This is a genomic window from Maribacter polysiphoniae (assembly GCF_003148665.1).
Classification (GTDB): Bacteria; Bacteroidota; Bacteroidia; order Flavobacteriales; family Flavobacteriaceae; genus Maribacter_A; species Maribacter_A polysiphoniae.
On sequence record NZ_QGGQ01000001.1, the window covers coordinates 461,133 to 476,193 of the forward strand.

The following is a 15,061-nucleotide window of genomic DNA, read 5'->3' on the forward strand; positions in this document are numbered from 1 at the left end:
TTAAAAAAGCCCTGGCAATTGTTGCAGGGCGTATCATTGTTATTGTATTTCAATATCAAATTGTGTCAATGCCTTGAATTGAAGCATTCTCCTGTTCACTTCATCCTTGTCCAGATTTTGCATTCTTTCGGTGCCGAAACGTTCAACACAAAAAGATGCTAGATTAGAGCCGTGAATGACCGCATTCTTAATATTGTTGAATGATGTGTTTTCCGTGGCTGCCAAATATCCCGAAAAACCACCAGCAAAAGTGTCTCCCGCCCCAGTTGGGTCGAAAACTTCTTCTAGCGGTAAGGCCGGTGCAAAGAAAACATTGTCTTCGTTGAACAAAAGGGCGCCATGTTCCCCTTTTTTAATCACTACATATTTAGGCCCCATTTCCTGTATTTTCCCAGCAGCCTTTACCAAGGAGTATTCATTGGTCAGTTGTCGTGCCTCTTCATCATTGATGGTAATGACATCGGTGTGTTTTATGACCTTCATCAATTCATCAAGGGTATTGTCCATCCAAAAATTCATGGTATCCAAAATAACCAATTTGGGTCTTTTGGTCATTTGGTCGATTACACTCATTTGAACATTGGGGTGCAAGTTGCCCAACATGACCACGTCGGCATCCTTGAAATCATTGGGTACCACAGGGTTGAAATCAGCCAAGGTGTTCAACTCGGTGACCAAGGTGTCCCTGGAATTTAAATCGTTGTGGTATTTCCCCTTCCAAAAAAAGGTCTTGCCGCCCTTCACCACTTCAAGTGATGAGGTGTCGATATTTTTATTTTTAAGAAGATCGATATATTCTTGCGGAAAATCGTCGCCAACTACGGAAACGATAGCTGATTGTACATCAAATTGGGAAGCCGAAAGGCCAATATAGGTAGCTGCACCGCCCAAAATCTTATCCGTTTTACCAAAAGGTGTTTCAATAGCATCGAAGGCGACAGTGCCGACAATCAGTAATTTGCCCATTACATTAAAATTTTGCTGCAAATATACATTAATGATGGGCTAAAATCCATAGGGATGTGGCCTTATTGTAAAAAGTTGTCAAAGCTTTATTTTCTTCCAAAATCTGCGGGAATTTCACCCCAAGCCTTGGTTTCCCACTTAACGATCGTTGTATTGTAAGTGTTTTTGTCCAACCAATCAAGGGCCCTTCGGACCAAATCGAATAGGTCTTTGTTCTTGGGTGTTTCCACTAACTTCGTATTACAGGTTTTTTTTCGGACCCAGCTCATAGCTGTTCTTGAGTCGGTATAAATGATACGGTCACTTTTCTGTTGTTTTAAAAAGGCCAACCCATGAACAATGGCCAAAAACTCCCCAATATTATTGGTTCCTTGTTGAAAAGGCCCTTGTTTAAACAGTACTTTACCGGTTTTGGTGTCGACACCTTGGTATTCCATAATACCGGGATTGCCACTGGATGCGGCATCTACCGAAATGGAGTGGTAATTTGGTTTCCCTATTTTCTGAAGCTGTTCCGGGGTTAATCTTGCGGTGGAACTCTTTTTGCCTTTATACGATTCGTAATCGGAGTTATAAGCCTTTTTTGCCATATCAAAGGTGGCAAATGACTTGTATTGGGCACCTTTGTAGCCGCTTATTGCAGCCTTGCAATCGCTCCAGGTGGTGTAAACCCCTGGGCGTTTGCCTTTCCAAACCACATAAAATTTCGACTTTTTTGCCATTATTGGGCCAATAACAGTTGTTCAATGACTTTGGGAAAATGGTCATACTCCAATGCGTGTACCTTCGCCGCGATGTCTTCCACCTTGTCTTCGGAAACTATTTTGGTTTTCGCCTGATGGATTATCGCTCCCTCATCGTAATGCTCATTTACATAGTGAATGGTGATACCCGATTCATCATCCTTGTTCATTTTTACGGCTTTGTGCACGTTGTCCCCGTACATACCTTTACCACCGTATTTTGGTAAGAGGGCGGGATGGATGTTGATGATCTTGTTCGGGAACGCTTTGATGATGTTTTCAGGGACTTTCCATAAAAACCCGGCTAAGACAATTAAATCCGGTTTGGCGCATTTTAAAATATCAAGGATGCAATCTGTTTCTTTAAATGCGGTTTTATTGAAGTATAAAGCATTGATATTTAATCTGTTGCATCGTTCTAAAACTTTGGCATTGCTTTTGTTAGTCAATACCATGGCTATAGTAACGTTTGGCTTATCCTGAAAATAGCGGATTATATTTTCAACATTGGATCCAGAACCAGAGGCAAATAAAATAATTTGTTTGGTTTTCAAAAGAGTAGGATTTTTTTAGAAGTATATAGTTTTTATTATCGGTAGGGCGACTAGGGAAAGAAACCGGGATTAGAGAACATAGCAGGCACTCTCAAATATTAAAAAGGGCTAAAATCCATAATCTTTGCTTTCCTTTTCCACACCGTTACCGAAGAAAATATTTTGGCTAAATTAATACACTTGTGTTTAAATTTCTTAAATTACTAACATTATTAAGCACAAAAGGTATTATTAACACCAAAGTTTTTTATTTTTGCCAACAATTTAAATTTTAAAAACCAAAATTATTATGTCAGACATTGCATCAAGAGTTAAGGCTATCATCGTTGATAAATTAGGAGTTGATGAAAACGAAGTGGTTTCAGAAGCGAGCTTTACCAACGACTTAGGGGCGGATTCACTGGATACGGTTGAGTTGATTATGGAGTTCGAAAAGGAATTTGATATTCAAATCCCTGATGATCAAGCTGAAAATATCGCAACAGTTGGCCAGGCCATAAGCTATATAGAAGAAGCGAAGTAATCATATGATTTCTTGAATACGTTAATAATTATCCATGCGGTACACATGCTGCATGGATATTTTTATTTAATTTCACTTGGCTTATTAATTTAAAGTTAGTTCAATGCAATTAAAGCGAGTTGTAGTTACAGGATTAGGTGCTTTGACACCTATTGGTAATAATATTGAGGAATATTGGGAAGGTTTGGTCAGCGGAAAAAGTGGTTCCGCCCCAGTGACCTATTATGATGCTGAAAAGTTCAAAACCAAGTTTGCCTGCGAACTTAAAAACTTCAAAGCTGAAGATTATTTCGACCGAAAGGAAGCACGTAAATTAGACCGGTTTGCCCAATATGCCTTGGTTTCCTCTGATGAGGCCATACTTGATTCCAAGTTAGATCTGAATGTTGTTGACAAATTTCGGGTCGGTGTAATTTGGGGAGCAGGTATAGGGGGTCTTGAGACATTTCAGAACGAAGTGATAAACTTTGCAAATGGGGATGGTACCCCAAGGTTCAACCCTTTCTTCATTCCTAAAATGATAGCGGATATTGCACCTGGTAATATTTCGATCAAACACGGTTTTATGGGACCAAACTATACAACGGTCTCAGCATGTGCCTCATCGGCAAATGCCATGATCGATGCCCTTAACTATATTCGTTTGGGTCATTGCGATGTTATTGTTACCGGAGGTAGCGAGGCAGCCGTAACCATGGCGGGTATGGGCGGATTCAATGCCATGCACGCCCTTTCGACTAGAAATGATAGTCCTGAAACCGCTTCAAGACCTTTTGATGCAACCAGGGATGGTTTTGTGTTGGGAGAAGGGGCAGGAGCTCTTGTTCTTGAGGAGTATGAACATGCCAAGGCAAGAGGGGCTAAAATATATGCCGAGGTACTTGGTGGAGGAATGACAAGTGATGCGTACCATATGACCGCACCGCATCCCGATGGGATTGGTGTTGTACAGGTTATGAAAAATTGTTTGGAGAACGCTGGTCTAAAACCGGAGGATGTCGATGCGATAAATACCCATGGTACGGCTACTGTTTTGGGAGATGTAGCGGAACTTAAGGCAATATCAGAAGTATTCGGAGACCATGCGCCAAAAATCAATATCAATTCAACAAAATCAATGACGGGTCATTTATTGGGAGCTGCCGGTGCGATTGAAGCCATTTCGTCTATCCTGTCCATGAAATATGGTATTGTGCCGCCGACGATAAACCATACGACTTTCGATGATAGAATTGATCCAAAACTGAACCTTACCTTGAATAAAGCGCAAAAAAGGGAAGTAAATGTGGCCATGAGTAATACCTTCGGATTTGGAGGACATAATGCATGTGTTGTTTTTAAGAAAATCAGTTAATAAGATTATGAATTTCCCATCCAATATATTTAATTCCCATCCTAAGCAGGATGGGGATTTTTTTTTGGGTGTCACGGATATCTTGGGTTTTAAGCCGAAGCGACTCGAAATTTATAAAAAAGCCTTTTTACATCGATCGGTAAATAGAAAAGATAAAAAAGGCAACCCAATGAATTACGAACGCCTCGAATTTTTAGGGGATAGTATGTTGGGAACCATAATTTCGAGGTACTTATATAATGAAGTGCCCGAAGGGGATGAGGGGTATTTGACCAAAATGCGCTCTAAGATTGTTAGTAGGGAACATTTGAATGAACTTGGTAAAGATCTAAATTTGATCAAACTTGTCGAAAGTAGAATTCCCAAAACCCATTTTGGGGATAATATCCATGGCAATGTTTTTGAGGCATTGGTAGGGGCCATTTATTTGGACCGGGGGTATAAATATTGCGAGAAATTCATCTATGATAGGGTTATAGGACCTTATGTTGATATTGAACAACTCGAGGGTAAGGTCATTAGTTATAAGAGTTTGATCATAGAATGGTGCCAAAAACAGAAAAAATCGTTCAATTATAATGTATATGAAGATACCGGCAAGGATGAATTGAAACATTTTGCCGTAAAGCTATCCATAGGGAATAAAGTTGTTGCAAAAGCGCGGGCAACATCTAAAAAGAAGGCTGAGGAGCGCGCTTCAAAACGTGCATTCTTTGCCCTTCAGGATAGGATAGGTTAATATTGCACTAATAAATTGAAAATATACCATTATTGTTTTAACAAAAATGGCTTTAGTCTATAGTCGCTTAGGCTGTATATTTTATTAATCATATATTTACGCTTTTGTACGCATATGGCAGCAGTGCATAAAATTAGTGGTGATTTTTACGAGGAATCCTTTACCCTAATCGCATTACATAGTTCTATGCAGGACTATTCGATTGTGTATGCCTTGAATATGGTGCTCAATTCATCATTTGTTAGGGCTTCGAAAGATTTGGAACTGTCTGAATATAAGTCGTTTCCTTTCTTCGAATGGCAAGACGACCAGCATGATCGGTATTGGACATTGATTGCCAATAAGAGTATAAAAAAAGAACTTTTGGTACGGGATGGACTTTTTCAAGATGAGCCTTCATTTGCAAAACACTATTTGGTACCAGAATATAAAGAGGTCGATTATTTTGTCAAGATTGAACATGATGATGATTTAGACTCATCCTTTCTGGTGAAAGATTTATTGACCATACCTAAAATAATAACTGCATATAGTTTGGATGCAGATACATTGAAATCAAGAAACAACTTAATTTTTTAATTGATGCCAAAAATAAAAAAGACGAAAATAGTTGCAACCTTGGGTCCTGCTACGAGTACAAAGGAAGTAATTGTCGATATGATAAAGGCCGGGGTTGATGTATTTAGAATTAATTTCTCACATGCCGATTACGAGGATGTAACGGCACGTGTAAAAATGATTCGTGAAGTCAATGCGGAAATGGAGACCAATATTGCTATTTTAGGGGATTTACAAGGCCCTAAATTGCGGGTAGGTGTAATGGCTGAAGAGGTAGTTGTGGCCCCTGGGGATGAAATTGACTTTGTTACCGGAACGCCTTTTGAAGGAAATGCTGAAAGGGTATATATGAACTATGCCGCTTTTCCTAAAGACGTAAACCCCGGTGAACGTATTTTATTGGACGATGGTAAGTTGATGTTCGAAGTGATATCGACCAATAGGAAAGATCTAGTACATGCCAAGGTAATCCAAGGCGGACCGTTAAAGTCCAAAAAGGGGGTGAATCTGCCTAATACGAATATTTCCCTGCCGGCACTTACTGAAAAGGATGTCAAAGATGCCATTTTTGCCATTTCATTGGATGTCGATTGGATTGCATTGTCCTTCGTGAGACATAGCCAGGACATCATTGATCTACAGAATATCATCAAGGAACATGGCCAACATAAAATTCCGATTATTGCAAAAATCGAAAAACCTGAGGCAGTCGATAATATCGATAAGATCGTATCGTATTGCGACGGTTTAATGGTTGCCCGTGGTGATTTGGGTGTTGAGGTTCCTGCGCATGAAGTACCCTTGATCCAGAAAAAATTGGTGCTAAGGGCCAAAAAAGCCAGGATTCCTGTGATAATCGCAACACAGATGATGGAGACGATGATCACTAGCCTTACCCCCACAAGGGCCGAGGTCAATGACGTAGCGAATTCCGTTATGGATGGAGCCGATGCCGTAATGCTTTCCGGGGAAACCTCTGTAGGTAATTACCCAGTCGAGGTTATAGAGAAAATGTCAAGCATTTTGTCAAGCGTTGAGAATTCGGAACTGATTATCGTGCCTCAAGAGCCACCACACATCAGAACCAATAGATATATTACAAAATCGGTCTGTTACCACGCCGCGATCATGGCGAATGAAATTAAGGCAAAAGCCATATCTACCTTGACCAATAGTGGGTATACGGCCTTTCAAATTTCGGCATGGAGACCTAGTGCCTATATTTTGGTGTTTACTTCCAATAGAAGAATATTAACCCAATTGAATCTACTTTGGGGTGTTAAGGCATTTTATTATGACAAGTATGTTTCTACCGATGAGACCATCGAGGATGTGAATGTCATTGCCTGTAAAAAAGGATTTTTGGAGGAAGGTGATATGCTCATCAGTTTGGCGGCCATGCCGATCAAGGATAAAGGTATGGTGAACACATTGAGGGTGACCGAAATAAAGAATTGTGGTTATTAATTGTAGCTAACCTAATGTTATAGGCCCAAACACAAGCGTGTTTGGGCTTTTTCTTTTAGTAAGTTTTCCAAACAGGGTTAGACTAATACTATGAGGTATTATAAAAACAAAGTATGAAGTTTGAATTTTACAACCGCAAATTGGGAGCTATTTTCGGTTTGACGGATGACATTAAAAATGAGGGACAAGGTTTTTCCATCACTTCAGGGACCATTAATTTCCTGTGGAATAGGAATCGCGAAAATCTGGAAATCCTTATTGATGGTCTTCCTGTCGTATTGCAACCAAACCAGTTGACCACGACAACCTATTTACAGCACATTTCTTATAAGAACACGAAGTTGCCGTTAACATCCTTTTTATTTAATAGGGAATTTTACTGTATTTCGGACCATGATGCTGAGGTCTCCTGTAATGGCATATTGTTCTTTGGAACACAAGACTTGCCGATAATAACCATACCTAAAGAACAGGAACGGAAGTTTAATACACTGTATGGGATTTTTGAGGATGAGTTTACGACATCGGATAAGATTCAAGGGGACATGCTTCAAATGTTATTGAAAAGATTGATAATAATGTCAACAAGGCTTGCCAAAGAGCAGTTGATACTTAAAAAACTCGATAATGATCAAATAGATGTTATCCGTAAGTTTAATGTCTTGGTGGATGAACACTTTAAAACAAAAAGAAAGGTAAGTGAGTATGCCGAGTTGCTTTTCAAAAGTCCAAAAACACTATCCAACCTTTTTGCGATCTACAATCAAAAATCCCCACAACAAATTATTTTGGACCGTTTGGCTTTGGAGGCCAAAAGGTTGATCAATTTCACAGACAAGCAAAATCAGGAAATAGCGTACGAGTTGGGATTTAACGATCCAGCACATTTTAGCCGGTTCTTTAAAAAAGTAACCTCTTATTCCCCAACGGAATACCGGGAAACCCACAATATCCTTCACTAAGGGAAATTTTTACAAGCAGTCGGGAAATGCGTAATAACAAAAAGCCTGATTGCTGTCACATCTTTGCATTGTAATTATAAAACAAGGCAAGATGAAAGTACATATCAAATCCATTTTCAACCTTATCGAGATTTTTGGTAAGACAAAAAGGGCAGAGCCCCAATCCCTTAATCTAGAAAACCATTGTGCGCATGAACGCCATCACGATTTCTATTGTGATGCGGAAAAACCGTTTATATCCTTCTAATCATTACCAATAACAGGGATTCAATAAGTCCCATTAAACAACAACATAAACATGAATGATTTTAATGTACCCAAAAGGGAAGAAGTAAGTGCTACGAACCAGGCAATTTTTGACAATCTGGAAAAGGCAGTAGGTTTTGTGCCAAATTTATATGCGACCTACGCATATTCTGAAAATGCACTGCAAAATTATTTGGCATTATCCAATGCTAAAACATCCTTAAGTGCCAAAGAGAAGGAGGTGGTGAATTTGGCAGTGAGTCAAGTTAACGATTGTTCATACTGTTTGGCAGCCCATACGGCAATTGGGAAAATGAATGGTTTTACCGATAGTCAGATTTTGGAATTGCGCTCAGGAAAAGCAAGTTTCGACACCAAGTTGGATGCTTTGGCAAGGTTGGCCAAAAACATTACCGAAAATCGTGGGGCTACCGATAAAGCTGTTATAGCGGATTTTTTCAGTGCAGGTTGGAGTAAAGGCAATTTAGTGGATACGATAGTATTGGTAGGCGATAAAACAATTTCGAACTATTTACATAAAACAACGGATGTACCGGTAGATTTCCCAGCTGCCCAAACATTGGAAGCTATAGAAGCATAAATAAGTATGAATAAGGAATAACAAATTTAAAACGATGAAAAAAATTATAACATTGGTAGTATTGGCATTTGGAACGGCATTTTCGGTAAATGCCCAGGATAAAATAATGAACAAGACCCAAAAAACGATTTCTTTGGAGCAAACATCCGGGGAGTTCACCCAAAAACAAATCACGGTTTCTGAAGGAACATACGTTTTTGAAATCGCAAATAATGCGGTGGGCCATGATGTCGGATTTGTGTTGGTTGAAAAGGGAAAGGACATTGGTAAACCGGAAAACCATATTCAAACGGCATATGTCACGGAGGCTGTGGCAACGGGTAAGACCCAAAAATCCAAACCTACGAAATTGGAAAAGGGGGAGTATGTGTATTTTTGTCCTTTAAACCCTACGGCAACAGACAATACCCTTATCGTAAAATAATTTCCAATAAACATGATAAAGAAAGCCTCGGTATAATATATATATCGAGGCTTTCTACATGATGTGCGTACCCAATGGCCCAACTGGAATGGCATATCGACTTTAACCCATTTTTGGTCCTCAGTGAAAAAGTGGCACTTTCAAATGTCATAATGACATTTTTTTTAATACTTCTTTAATAATTGGGAATTGACTTTCTTAAATTGTTTTAAAACTTTTCCCCCTACGTCATATTTTTTCAATTTCGGCACCCAATTTGTTGCTACTGCAATGATTTTTAAATAATTGTCTAACTTAAAAATTTTGTCGTTATGAGTAATTTGGTAACAGCAGGAAATGGAAGTTTGGCAAAAACAAATACCAGTGGCCTAACTTATCCAACATGGTCTGCATGGATAGATGAAATGTTCAATAGGGATCTACCTTCGATTTTCACATCCAATTTCAATACGGGAATTACGCTTCCCAAGGTAAATATCAGGGAAACCAAGGATGCCTATTATGTTGATATGGCTGTTCCGGGAATGAAAAAAACCGATTTCCATATTGATTTGGACAATAAGGTATTATCCATTTCAAAAGAGGTCCACGAGGATAATAAGGAGTCCAAAGGGAATATGGGGGATGAAGAAAACTACACACGAAGGGAGTTCGGATATGCTACATTCAAACGTTCGTTCTCTTTACCCGAAACCATAAAGGAAGAGAATATCAAGGCGGAATATGTAGATGGAATCCTCAGTATCCATCTTCCCAAAAAAGAGGAGGCCATTCAAAAGCCACCACGAATTATAGAGATTAAATAAGTTTTACATGGGAGGCCGGATGGGCCGGTCTCCCATTACATTTTAACGGTTAATCATAATTCTTCTTAAAGATGAAAGTATTTGGAAAAGAAATAGGAAAGGATTTTAAGATACCACCCTTTTTAGACAACTTTTTTGGAAAGCTATTGCCACATAAGAACAATGAGGAATTGGTCACCATCCCTTCAACGAACATTAGTGACGAAGAGAAGGTCTTTGAGCTTTCCATGGCCTTACCGGGATTGGACAAAAACGATGTGCAAATTCAAATAGAGGATGATTATTTGATCATAAGCGGGCATAAGAGCCAGAGCCTGGAGGAAAAAAATAAAAACTGGGTGCGAACAGAATTTGTGGGCAACTCATTTTATAGGGCATTCGCATTGCCAACGAATGCCGACCCAAATCGTATAGAGGCCAAAATGAAGAATGGAATATTGGATATTAAGGTGGGGAAGAGGCCCCAGGCCGAACGAAAAACCAGGATTATCGAGGTGGCCTAGTTTAACGGTTGCTTCATGTAATCGAAATTCATATGCGATGGAAAACCTTTTTAATTCGAATAAAATACTTTCTGGAATTGAATAGTGATTTTTTAAAAAGGATGACTATGAAAGTAAGGAAATTCAAACCCGGTGATTGGGTTAAGGTAAAGGGTAGTCCGGATACGACAAAAATGGAGGTCGTAAAATACATTTTAAACGACTTCCCAATTCTGGACAAGGTTAATGATGGTAATTATCTGGAGTGTGTTTATTACAGGAACGGGGAAAGGATTTCGAAAATAATTCATGAAAACCGCTTATTGAAACATTGGGAAACAGGCGGTATATATAAAACCTAGGATGTTGAATATAAGATCATTCAAAATAAATTTAGTAACCTTAAAATCATTGTATCATGAAAAAGTATATTGTATTGGCTATTTCGGCACTTCTAACAATAAGTTGCAATAGCCAGGAAAAGCAAAACAAGGATGATGTCCAAGGTGATACCAAAGCTGAAATTACCGAGGCACCTAAAGGTAGTTGGAAGGTCAATAGGGAGTTTGATGAACAGGGGAACCTCATTCGATATGACTCAATATATTCATGGTCTTCGAGTACCGACCTCGACAAACTGGCCAGTATGGACAGGGATAGCATTTTACAATCCATGCAATCTAGGTTTTATCACGGTTTTTCAAATTTTAACCATGAAGGATTTTCTGACCTGTTCTCTAAGGATTCATTGTTTGCCAAACAGTTTTTCAATGATGATTTCTTCGATAGCGATTTCGGCCATGATTTTATGGATATAGACCGTTTTCGTGAGCAAATGGAAGGCATGCAGCGCAAATTTTTGGAAAGGTACCAATCCGAGTTTGAGAAAATCGGGAATGAAGGTACAGGTGAAAAATCATAGGATTAATAAGGCCGTATGGGCCTTGCCATCTTGAATAGCGGTCAAAAGTCGAACTGTAACTGTACCAAGACCGAGTCTTTTTTAGTCTCGGTTTTATTTTTGTCGGTATTTAGATTGGCCAAGGAAATACCCAAAAGACGCACCGAATTTTCCATTTTTTCCTGATAGAGTAATTCTTTGGCCGTTTCCAAGATCAGCGACTTGTCGGTCACAAAATAGGGCAGGGTCTTACTGCGGGTTTGTAATGTAAAATCGCTATACTTGATTTTTAAGGTAATTGTTTTACCGGCAATTTTCGATTGTTTTAAACGTTTTTCCAATTCGTTCGCAATATGGTCTAGCCGTTCGAGCATAAAGATCTCGCTACTCAGGTTTTCACTGAAGGTACGTTCCGCCCCAACTGATTTGGGAATGCGATGTGGCTTTACTTCACTAGTATGGATGCCCCGAACGACATGAAAATAGTGGGAACCACTTTTCCCGAAATGCTCTTCGAGAAATTCAAGTGGTTTTTGTTTTAGGTCTTTCCCTGTAAAAATGCCCAATTTGTACATTTTCTCGGCGGTCACCTTGCCCACCCCATAAAATTTCCGGATTTCCAGGTCTTCCAGAAACTGGGGTACTTCCTCGGGGTTTACGGTTTTTTGGCCATTGGGTTTATTGAAATCACTTGCGACCTTGGCAATGAATTTGTTTATTGAGATGCCAGCCGAGGCTTTTAGTCCGACTTCATCAAGAATGCGTTTCCGGATTTCCTGGGCTAGCAAGGTTGCCGAAGGGTTTCCTTTTTTATTGGTGGTGACATCCAAATAGGCCTCATCCAAAGATAGGGGCTCTACCAAGTCGGTATAGTCGAAAAATATTTTCCGTATCTGTCCCGATATTTCCTTGTATCGGGCAAAACGCGGTTTTACAAAAGTGAGGTGTGGACAATTTTTCTTTGCCAAATACCCGCTCATAGCACTGTGTACACCAAATTTTCGGGCCTCATAATTGGCTGCGGATACAACGCCCCTTATTTCAATACCACCCACAGCAAGGGGTTTTCCGATTAATTCAGGATTGTCCAACTCTTCTACGGATGCATAAAAGGCATCCATATCTACGTGTATGATCTTTCGTAAGGGAAAATCCGTTTTCATGTTGTAAATTTATAATAACTTTTAACCAATTCAATAGCGGTGAAAACGGCAATAATCTTAGGGGCAACAGGATTGACAGGAGGTAGATTGTTAGAACTCCTGTTGAATGATTCCAGGTATTCCAAAATAAAATTATTCTCTAGAAGTTCTGTCGGAGTAACGGATCCCAAAATTGAGGAATATCTTGGTGATATGTTCAATTTGGAGGACTATAAGGACGATTTTAAGGGCGATGAGGTTTTTTGCTGTATCGGAACAACAAAATCGAAAACCCCTAATAAGGATTTCTATAAAAAAATAGACTTTGGTATTCCCAAAAGTGCGGCGTTACTCGCAAAATCAAATGCAATAAACACCTTTATTGTCATTTCGGCATTGGGGGCCAATGCGAACAGTTCCATCTTTTATAATCGCATTAAGGGCCAGATGGAAGAAGCGGTCTTAGAAGCGCATATTCCCAAGACCTATATTCTACAACCTTCATTGATAGGGGGCAAACGCGAGGAAAGAAGGTTGGGTGAATGGGTTTTTAAACAATTGATGAAAGTGGCCAATCTCGTAATGGCCGGACCCTTGAAAAAATACAAGACAATTCATCCTGAGACTATTGCCAAAGCCATGGTTTGGTTGGCCAATAATGATTTTGACGGGGATAGGATACCGTCTGATGCCATCCAGGAAATAGCCCAGCGTTTATAAATTATACGTACATGCCAATATTTCATTTATAATGATATTATGTATGGACATATGTACATGATAATTGTTATATTCGTGTACTCCTAATTATAATTAAGTATGATGAAAAGAAAAACATCCCAATTTTTAATTCCTGTCGAAAAAAAAGAACAGATTGATTCATCCTATAGCATTTATCCCTCGTTTTCTATTGAAAGTGGGGCTATCAATGAAGGGTATACCACTTTGGCTATGGAATTGGCCAAGTCAGACACTTTGGTTTTGGATGGTTATGTAGGTGTGGATTGGAATGAGGTAATTACCTCCTTGAATGCGGCGTTTCAAAAGATGGGGCTAAGTACCTCTATCCAGAATATTGATGGTTTCTTAAAATCGGAAGGGGAATTAAAGTCCATGGTAGACCCATTTTTGGGTGGTGATGATCCAATTTTCGGTTTTAGGACAAACTTGGAACTAAGTGATTATTTCGATAAAACTAGAATGTCCAATGTCTTGGATGACAAGGTTGATATTAAAATCGTTTATGGTACGGGAGCCAGTGAAATGGACTTGGACGGGAAACTTGTTTATTTTGACCTTCCCAAGAATGAGCTTCAGTATCGCATGCGGGCCAATGCCATCACCAATTTAGGTTTTGGTTCCCCTAAAGACCATAAACAAATGTATAAACATTTCTATTTTGTTGATTGGCCTATTTTGAACAAGGAAAAGAAAAAATTATTGCCGAATATTTCGATTATCGTGGATCAGCAAAGACCAGGGCATCCAGTTTGGATGAGTGGAAAAAAATTGAGGGATGGACTCAAAAGAATGTCCCAAAGTCACTTCAGGGTCAGGCCATGGTTTGAACCTGGTGTTTGGGGTGGCCAATGGATGAAAGACCGGTTCAAGGAGCTGAATCCGGATGTGCCCAATTACGCTTGGTCTTTTGAGATGATCGTACCAGAGAACGGTTTGTTGTTTGAAAGTGATGGGGCCTTGTTGGAAGTCTCTTTTGATATGTTGATGTTCCAGGAAAGTGAAAACGTTTTAGGTAAGGCAGCGCATAGGTTTGGTGATGAATTTCCAATTCGGTTCGACTTTTTGGATACTTTTCAGGGAGGAAACCTATCGGTGCAATGTCATCCGAAACCGGAGTATATCAAAAAGGAGTTTGGGGAGAATTTCACACAGGACGAAACGTATTACATCCTGGATGCCGGTGAAGATGCCGAAGTGTATTTGGGCTTCCAAGAGGGTATTGATCCCAATGGTTTTAAAAGGGCCTTGGAACATAGTTATACATCCAAGGAGGAATTGGATGTTGAGAAATACGTACAGAAACTTCCAGCACATAAGCATGATCTTTTTCTAATTCCCCACGGTACCATTCATTGTTCCGGGATTAACAACATGGTTCTGGAAATTAGTGCAACACCGTACATCTTTACCTTTAAGATGTATGACTGGCAACGTATGGATCTAGAGGGCAACCCTAGGCCTATGAATATTGATAAGGCTTTTGAAAACCTCAATTTTGATAGACAGGGGCCAAAGGTGTCCGACACACTGGTGGCAAAGCCTAAAACTGAAGTATCAGGGGATGATTGGGAGAAAATACACCTACCAACACACAAGGATCATTTTTATGATATCTATAGGTATGAATTCGATAGTAAGGTCGCTATAGGAACGAATGGTCAGTGTCATGTGTTGATGTTGGTCGAGGGTGAGTCCATTGAGTTGGAGGTCGAGGGCTGCGAAGCCCAAACCTTCCATTTTGCGGAAACTTTTGCGGTTCCCGCATCCGCCGAAAATTATTCCTTGGTGAATAAAGGGAAGACCAAGGCCAAGGTTATTGTATCTTTTGTAAAGGATGAAGCATGTTAAAACT

Annotated in this window: 19 protein-coding genes; 15 read left to right on the forward strand and 4 right to left on the reverse strand. The window is 39.6% G+C overall.

The annotated features are described in order from the left end of the window. Nucleotides 1–39 precede the first annotated feature (39 nt). From LX92_RS01910 to purN, 3 genes are all read right to left on the reverse strand, one after another. A complete protein-coding gene (locus tag LX92_RS01910) occupies nucleotides 40–966 on the reverse strand; it encodes a PfkB family carbohydrate kinase (protein ID WP_109648578.1) in 927 nt (308 codons plus the stop codon). An 86-nt stretch (nucleotides 967–1,052) separates the two neighbouring features. Beyond that, complete coding sequence (locus tag LX92_RS01915) at nucleotides 1,053–1,688, reverse strand: ribonuclease H1 domain-containing protein (protein WP_109648579.1); 636 nt, start codon at nucleotides 1,686–1,688, stop codon at nucleotides 1,053–1,055. After that, nucleotides 1,688–2,263, reverse strand: coding sequence for a phosphoribosylglycinamide formyltransferase (gene purN / locus LX92_RS01920; protein ID WP_109648580.1), 576 nt, complete (start codon nucleotides 2,261–2,263; stop codon nucleotides 1,688–1,690). The genes LX92_RS01915 and purN overlap by 1 nt, the downstream gene beginning before the upstream one ends. A 289-nt stretch (nucleotides 2,264–2,552) precedes the next feature. On the opposite strand from purN, the gene LX92_RS01925 reads away from it, so the two are divergent. The 13 genes from LX92_RS01925 (at nucleotide 2,553) to LX92_RS01980 (ending at nucleotide 11,347) form a co-directional block, all read left to right on the forward strand. Continuing rightward, nucleotides 2,553–2,786 (forward strand): acyl carrier protein, encoded by a 234-nt coding sequence (locus LX92_RS01925; RefSeq protein WP_047247024.1) that lies wholly within the window; start codon nucleotides 2,553–2,555, stop codon nucleotides 2,784–2,786. A gap of 103 nt (nucleotides 2,787–2,889) precedes the next feature. Continuing rightward, nucleotides 2,890–4,140 (forward strand): beta-ketoacyl-ACP synthase II, encoded by a 1,251-nt coding sequence (gene fabF / locus LX92_RS01930; protein ID WP_109648581.1) that lies wholly within the window; start codon nucleotides 2,890–2,892, stop codon nucleotides 4,138–4,140. 7 nt (nucleotides 4,141–4,147) lie between these two features. Beyond that, nucleotides 4,148–4,879 (forward strand): ribonuclease III, encoded by a 732-nt coding sequence (rnc, locus tag LX92_RS01935; protein ID WP_109648582.1) that lies wholly within the window; start codon nucleotides 4,148–4,150, stop codon nucleotides 4,877–4,879. Nucleotides 4,880–4,993: 114 nt separating this feature from the next. Continuing rightward, complete coding sequence (locus LX92_RS01940) at nucleotides 4,994–5,458, forward strand: IPExxxVDY family protein (protein ID WP_109648583.1); 465 nt, start codon at nucleotides 4,994–4,996, stop codon at nucleotides 5,456–5,458. Nucleotides 5,459–5,461: 3 nt separating this feature from the next. Beyond that, complete coding sequence (pyk, locus tag LX92_RS01945; RefSeq protein ID WP_109648584.1) at nucleotides 5,462–6,904, forward strand: pyruvate kinase; 1,443 nt, start codon at nucleotides 5,462–5,464, stop codon at nucleotides 6,902–6,904. A gap of 113 nt (nucleotides 6,905–7,017) precedes the next feature. Further along, nucleotides 7,018–7,866 carry a helix-turn-helix domain-containing protein gene (locus tag LX92_RS01950; RefSeq protein ID WP_109648585.1) on the forward strand — a complete coding sequence of 283 codons (849 nt, stop codon included), beginning with the start codon at nucleotides 7,018–7,020 and terminating at the stop codon, nucleotides 7,864–7,866. Nucleotides 7,867–7,957: 91 nt separating this feature from the next. Further along, nucleotides 7,958–8,113, forward strand: coding sequence for a hypothetical protein (locus tag LX92_RS22370; protein ID WP_170117778.1), 156 nt, complete (start codon nucleotides 7,958–7,960; stop codon nucleotides 8,111–8,113). 51 nt (nucleotides 8,114–8,164) lie between these two features. After that, on the forward strand, nucleotides 8,165–8,713 hold the full coding sequence (locus tag LX92_RS01955) for a carboxymuconolactone decarboxylase family protein (protein ID WP_109648586.1): 549 nt from the start codon (nucleotides 8,165–8,167) through the stop codon (nucleotides 8,711–8,713). A 34-nt stretch (nucleotides 8,714–8,747) separates the two neighbouring features. Beyond that, nucleotides 8,748–9,137: a cupredoxin domain-containing protein gene (locus LX92_RS01960; protein WP_109648587.1), complete on the forward strand. Its 390-nt coding sequence runs from the start codon at nucleotides 8,748–8,750 to the stop codon at nucleotides 9,135–9,137. A 311-nt stretch (nucleotides 9,138–9,448) separates the two neighbouring features. Then, entirely contained in the window at nucleotides 9,449–9,943 is a 495-nt protein-coding gene (locus LX92_RS01965; RefSeq protein ID WP_109648588.1) for an Hsp20/alpha crystallin family protein, read from the forward strand. Nucleotides 9,944–10,014: 71 nt separating this feature from the next. Continuing rightward, entirely contained in the window at nucleotides 10,015–10,446 is a 432-nt protein-coding gene (locus LX92_RS01970; protein ID WP_109648589.1) for an Hsp20/alpha crystallin family protein, read from the forward strand. 107 nt (nucleotides 10,447–10,553) lie between these two features. Next, nucleotides 10,554–10,787 (forward strand): hypothetical protein, encoded by a 234-nt coding sequence (locus LX92_RS01975; protein ID WP_109649036.1) that lies wholly within the window; start codon nucleotides 10,554–10,556, stop codon nucleotides 10,785–10,787. A gap of 56 nt (nucleotides 10,788–10,843) precedes the next feature. Further along, the gene (locus LX92_RS01980) at nucleotides 10,844–11,347 is read left to right on the forward strand and encodes a hypothetical protein (protein ID WP_109648590.1); all 504 of its coding nucleotides are present in this window, start codon (nucleotides 10,844–10,846) and stop codon (nucleotides 11,345–11,347) included. Between the two features lie 41 nt (nucleotides 11,348–11,388). Here the strand turns inward: LX92_RS01980 and dinB are convergent, their stop codons facing one another. Continuing rightward, a complete protein-coding gene (gene dinB / locus LX92_RS01985; RefSeq protein ID WP_109648591.1) occupies nucleotides 11,389–12,489 on the reverse strand; it encodes a DNA polymerase IV in 1,101 nt (366 codons plus the stop codon). Nucleotides 12,490–12,528: 39 nt separating this feature from the next. On the opposite strand from dinB, the gene LX92_RS01990 reads away from it, so the two are divergent. Then, nucleotides 12,529–13,188: an NAD(P)H-binding protein gene (locus LX92_RS01990; RefSeq protein ID WP_394340336.1), complete on the forward strand. Its 660-nt coding sequence runs from the start codon at nucleotides 12,529–12,531 to the stop codon at nucleotides 13,186–13,188. A 99-nt stretch (nucleotides 13,189–13,287) separates the two neighbouring features. Continuing rightward, nucleotides 13,288–15,057, forward strand: a complete 1,770-nt coding sequence (locus LX92_RS01995) for a class I mannose-6-phosphate isomerase (RefSeq protein WP_223308307.1) — start codon at nucleotides 13,288–13,290, stop codon at nucleotides 15,055–15,057. Nucleotides 15,058–15,061: the final 4 nt, after the last annotated feature.

Bases quoted from the DNA above. Each gene is read 5' to 3' on its own strand.
- LX92_RS01910 (WP_109648578.1), bottom strand. From the start codon at position 966: ATGGGCAAATTACTGATTGTCGGCACTGTCGCCTTCGATGCTATTGAA.
- LX92_RS01915 (WP_109648579.1), bottom strand. From the start codon at position 1,688: ATGGCAAAAAAGTCGAAATTTTATGTGGTTTGGAAAGGCAAACGCCCA.
- LX92_RS01925 (WP_047247024.1), top strand. From the start codon at position 2,553: ATGTCAGACATTGCATCAAGAGTTAAGGCTATCATCGTTGATAAATTA.
- fabF (WP_109648581.1), top strand. From the start codon at position 2,890: ATGCAATTAAAGCGAGTTGTAGTTACAGGATTAGGTGCTTTGACACCT.
- rnc (WP_109648582.1), top strand. From the start codon at position 4,148: ATGAATTTCCCATCCAATATATTTAATTCCCATCCTAAGCAGGATGGG.
- LX92_RS01940 (WP_109648583.1), top strand. From the start codon at position 4,994: ATGGCAGCAGTGCATAAAATTAGTGGTGATTTTTACGAGGAATCCTTT.
- pyk (WP_109648584.1), top strand. From the start codon at position 5,462: ATGCCAAAAATAAAAAAGACGAAAATAGTTGCAACCTTGGGTCCTGCT.
- LX92_RS01950 (WP_109648585.1), top strand. From the start codon at position 7,018: ATGAAGTTTGAATTTTACAACCGCAAATTGGGAGCTATTTTCGGTTTG.
- LX92_RS22370 (WP_170117778.1), top strand. From the start codon at position 7,958: ATGAAAGTACATATCAAATCCATTTTCAACCTTATCGAGATTTTTGGT.
- LX92_RS01955 (WP_109648586.1), top strand. From the start codon at position 8,165: ATGAATGATTTTAATGTACCCAAAAGGGAAGAAGTAAGTGCTACGAAC.
- LX92_RS01960 (WP_109648587.1), top strand. From the start codon at position 8,748: ATGAAAAAAATTATAACATTGGTAGTATTGGCATTTGGAACGGCATTT.
- LX92_RS01965 (WP_109648588.1), top strand. From the start codon at position 9,449: ATGAGTAATTTGGTAACAGCAGGAAATGGAAGTTTGGCAAAAACAAAT.
- LX92_RS01970 (WP_109648589.1), top strand. From the start codon at position 10,015: ATGAAAGTATTTGGAAAAGAAATAGGAAAGGATTTTAAGATACCACCC.
- LX92_RS01975 (WP_109649036.1), top strand. From the start codon at position 10,554: ATGAAAGTAAGGAAATTCAAACCCGGTGATTGGGTTAAGGTAAAGGGT.
- LX92_RS01980 (WP_109648590.1), top strand. From the start codon at position 10,844: ATGAAAAAGTATATTGTATTGGCTATTTCGGCACTTCTAACAATAAGT.
- dinB (WP_109648591.1), bottom strand. From the start codon at position 12,489: ATGAAAACGGATTTTCCCTTACGAAAGATCATACACGTAGATATGGAT.
- LX92_RS01995 (WP_223308307.1), top strand. From the start codon at position 13,288: ATGATGAAAAGAAAAACATCCCAATTTTTAATTCCTGTCGAAAAAAAA.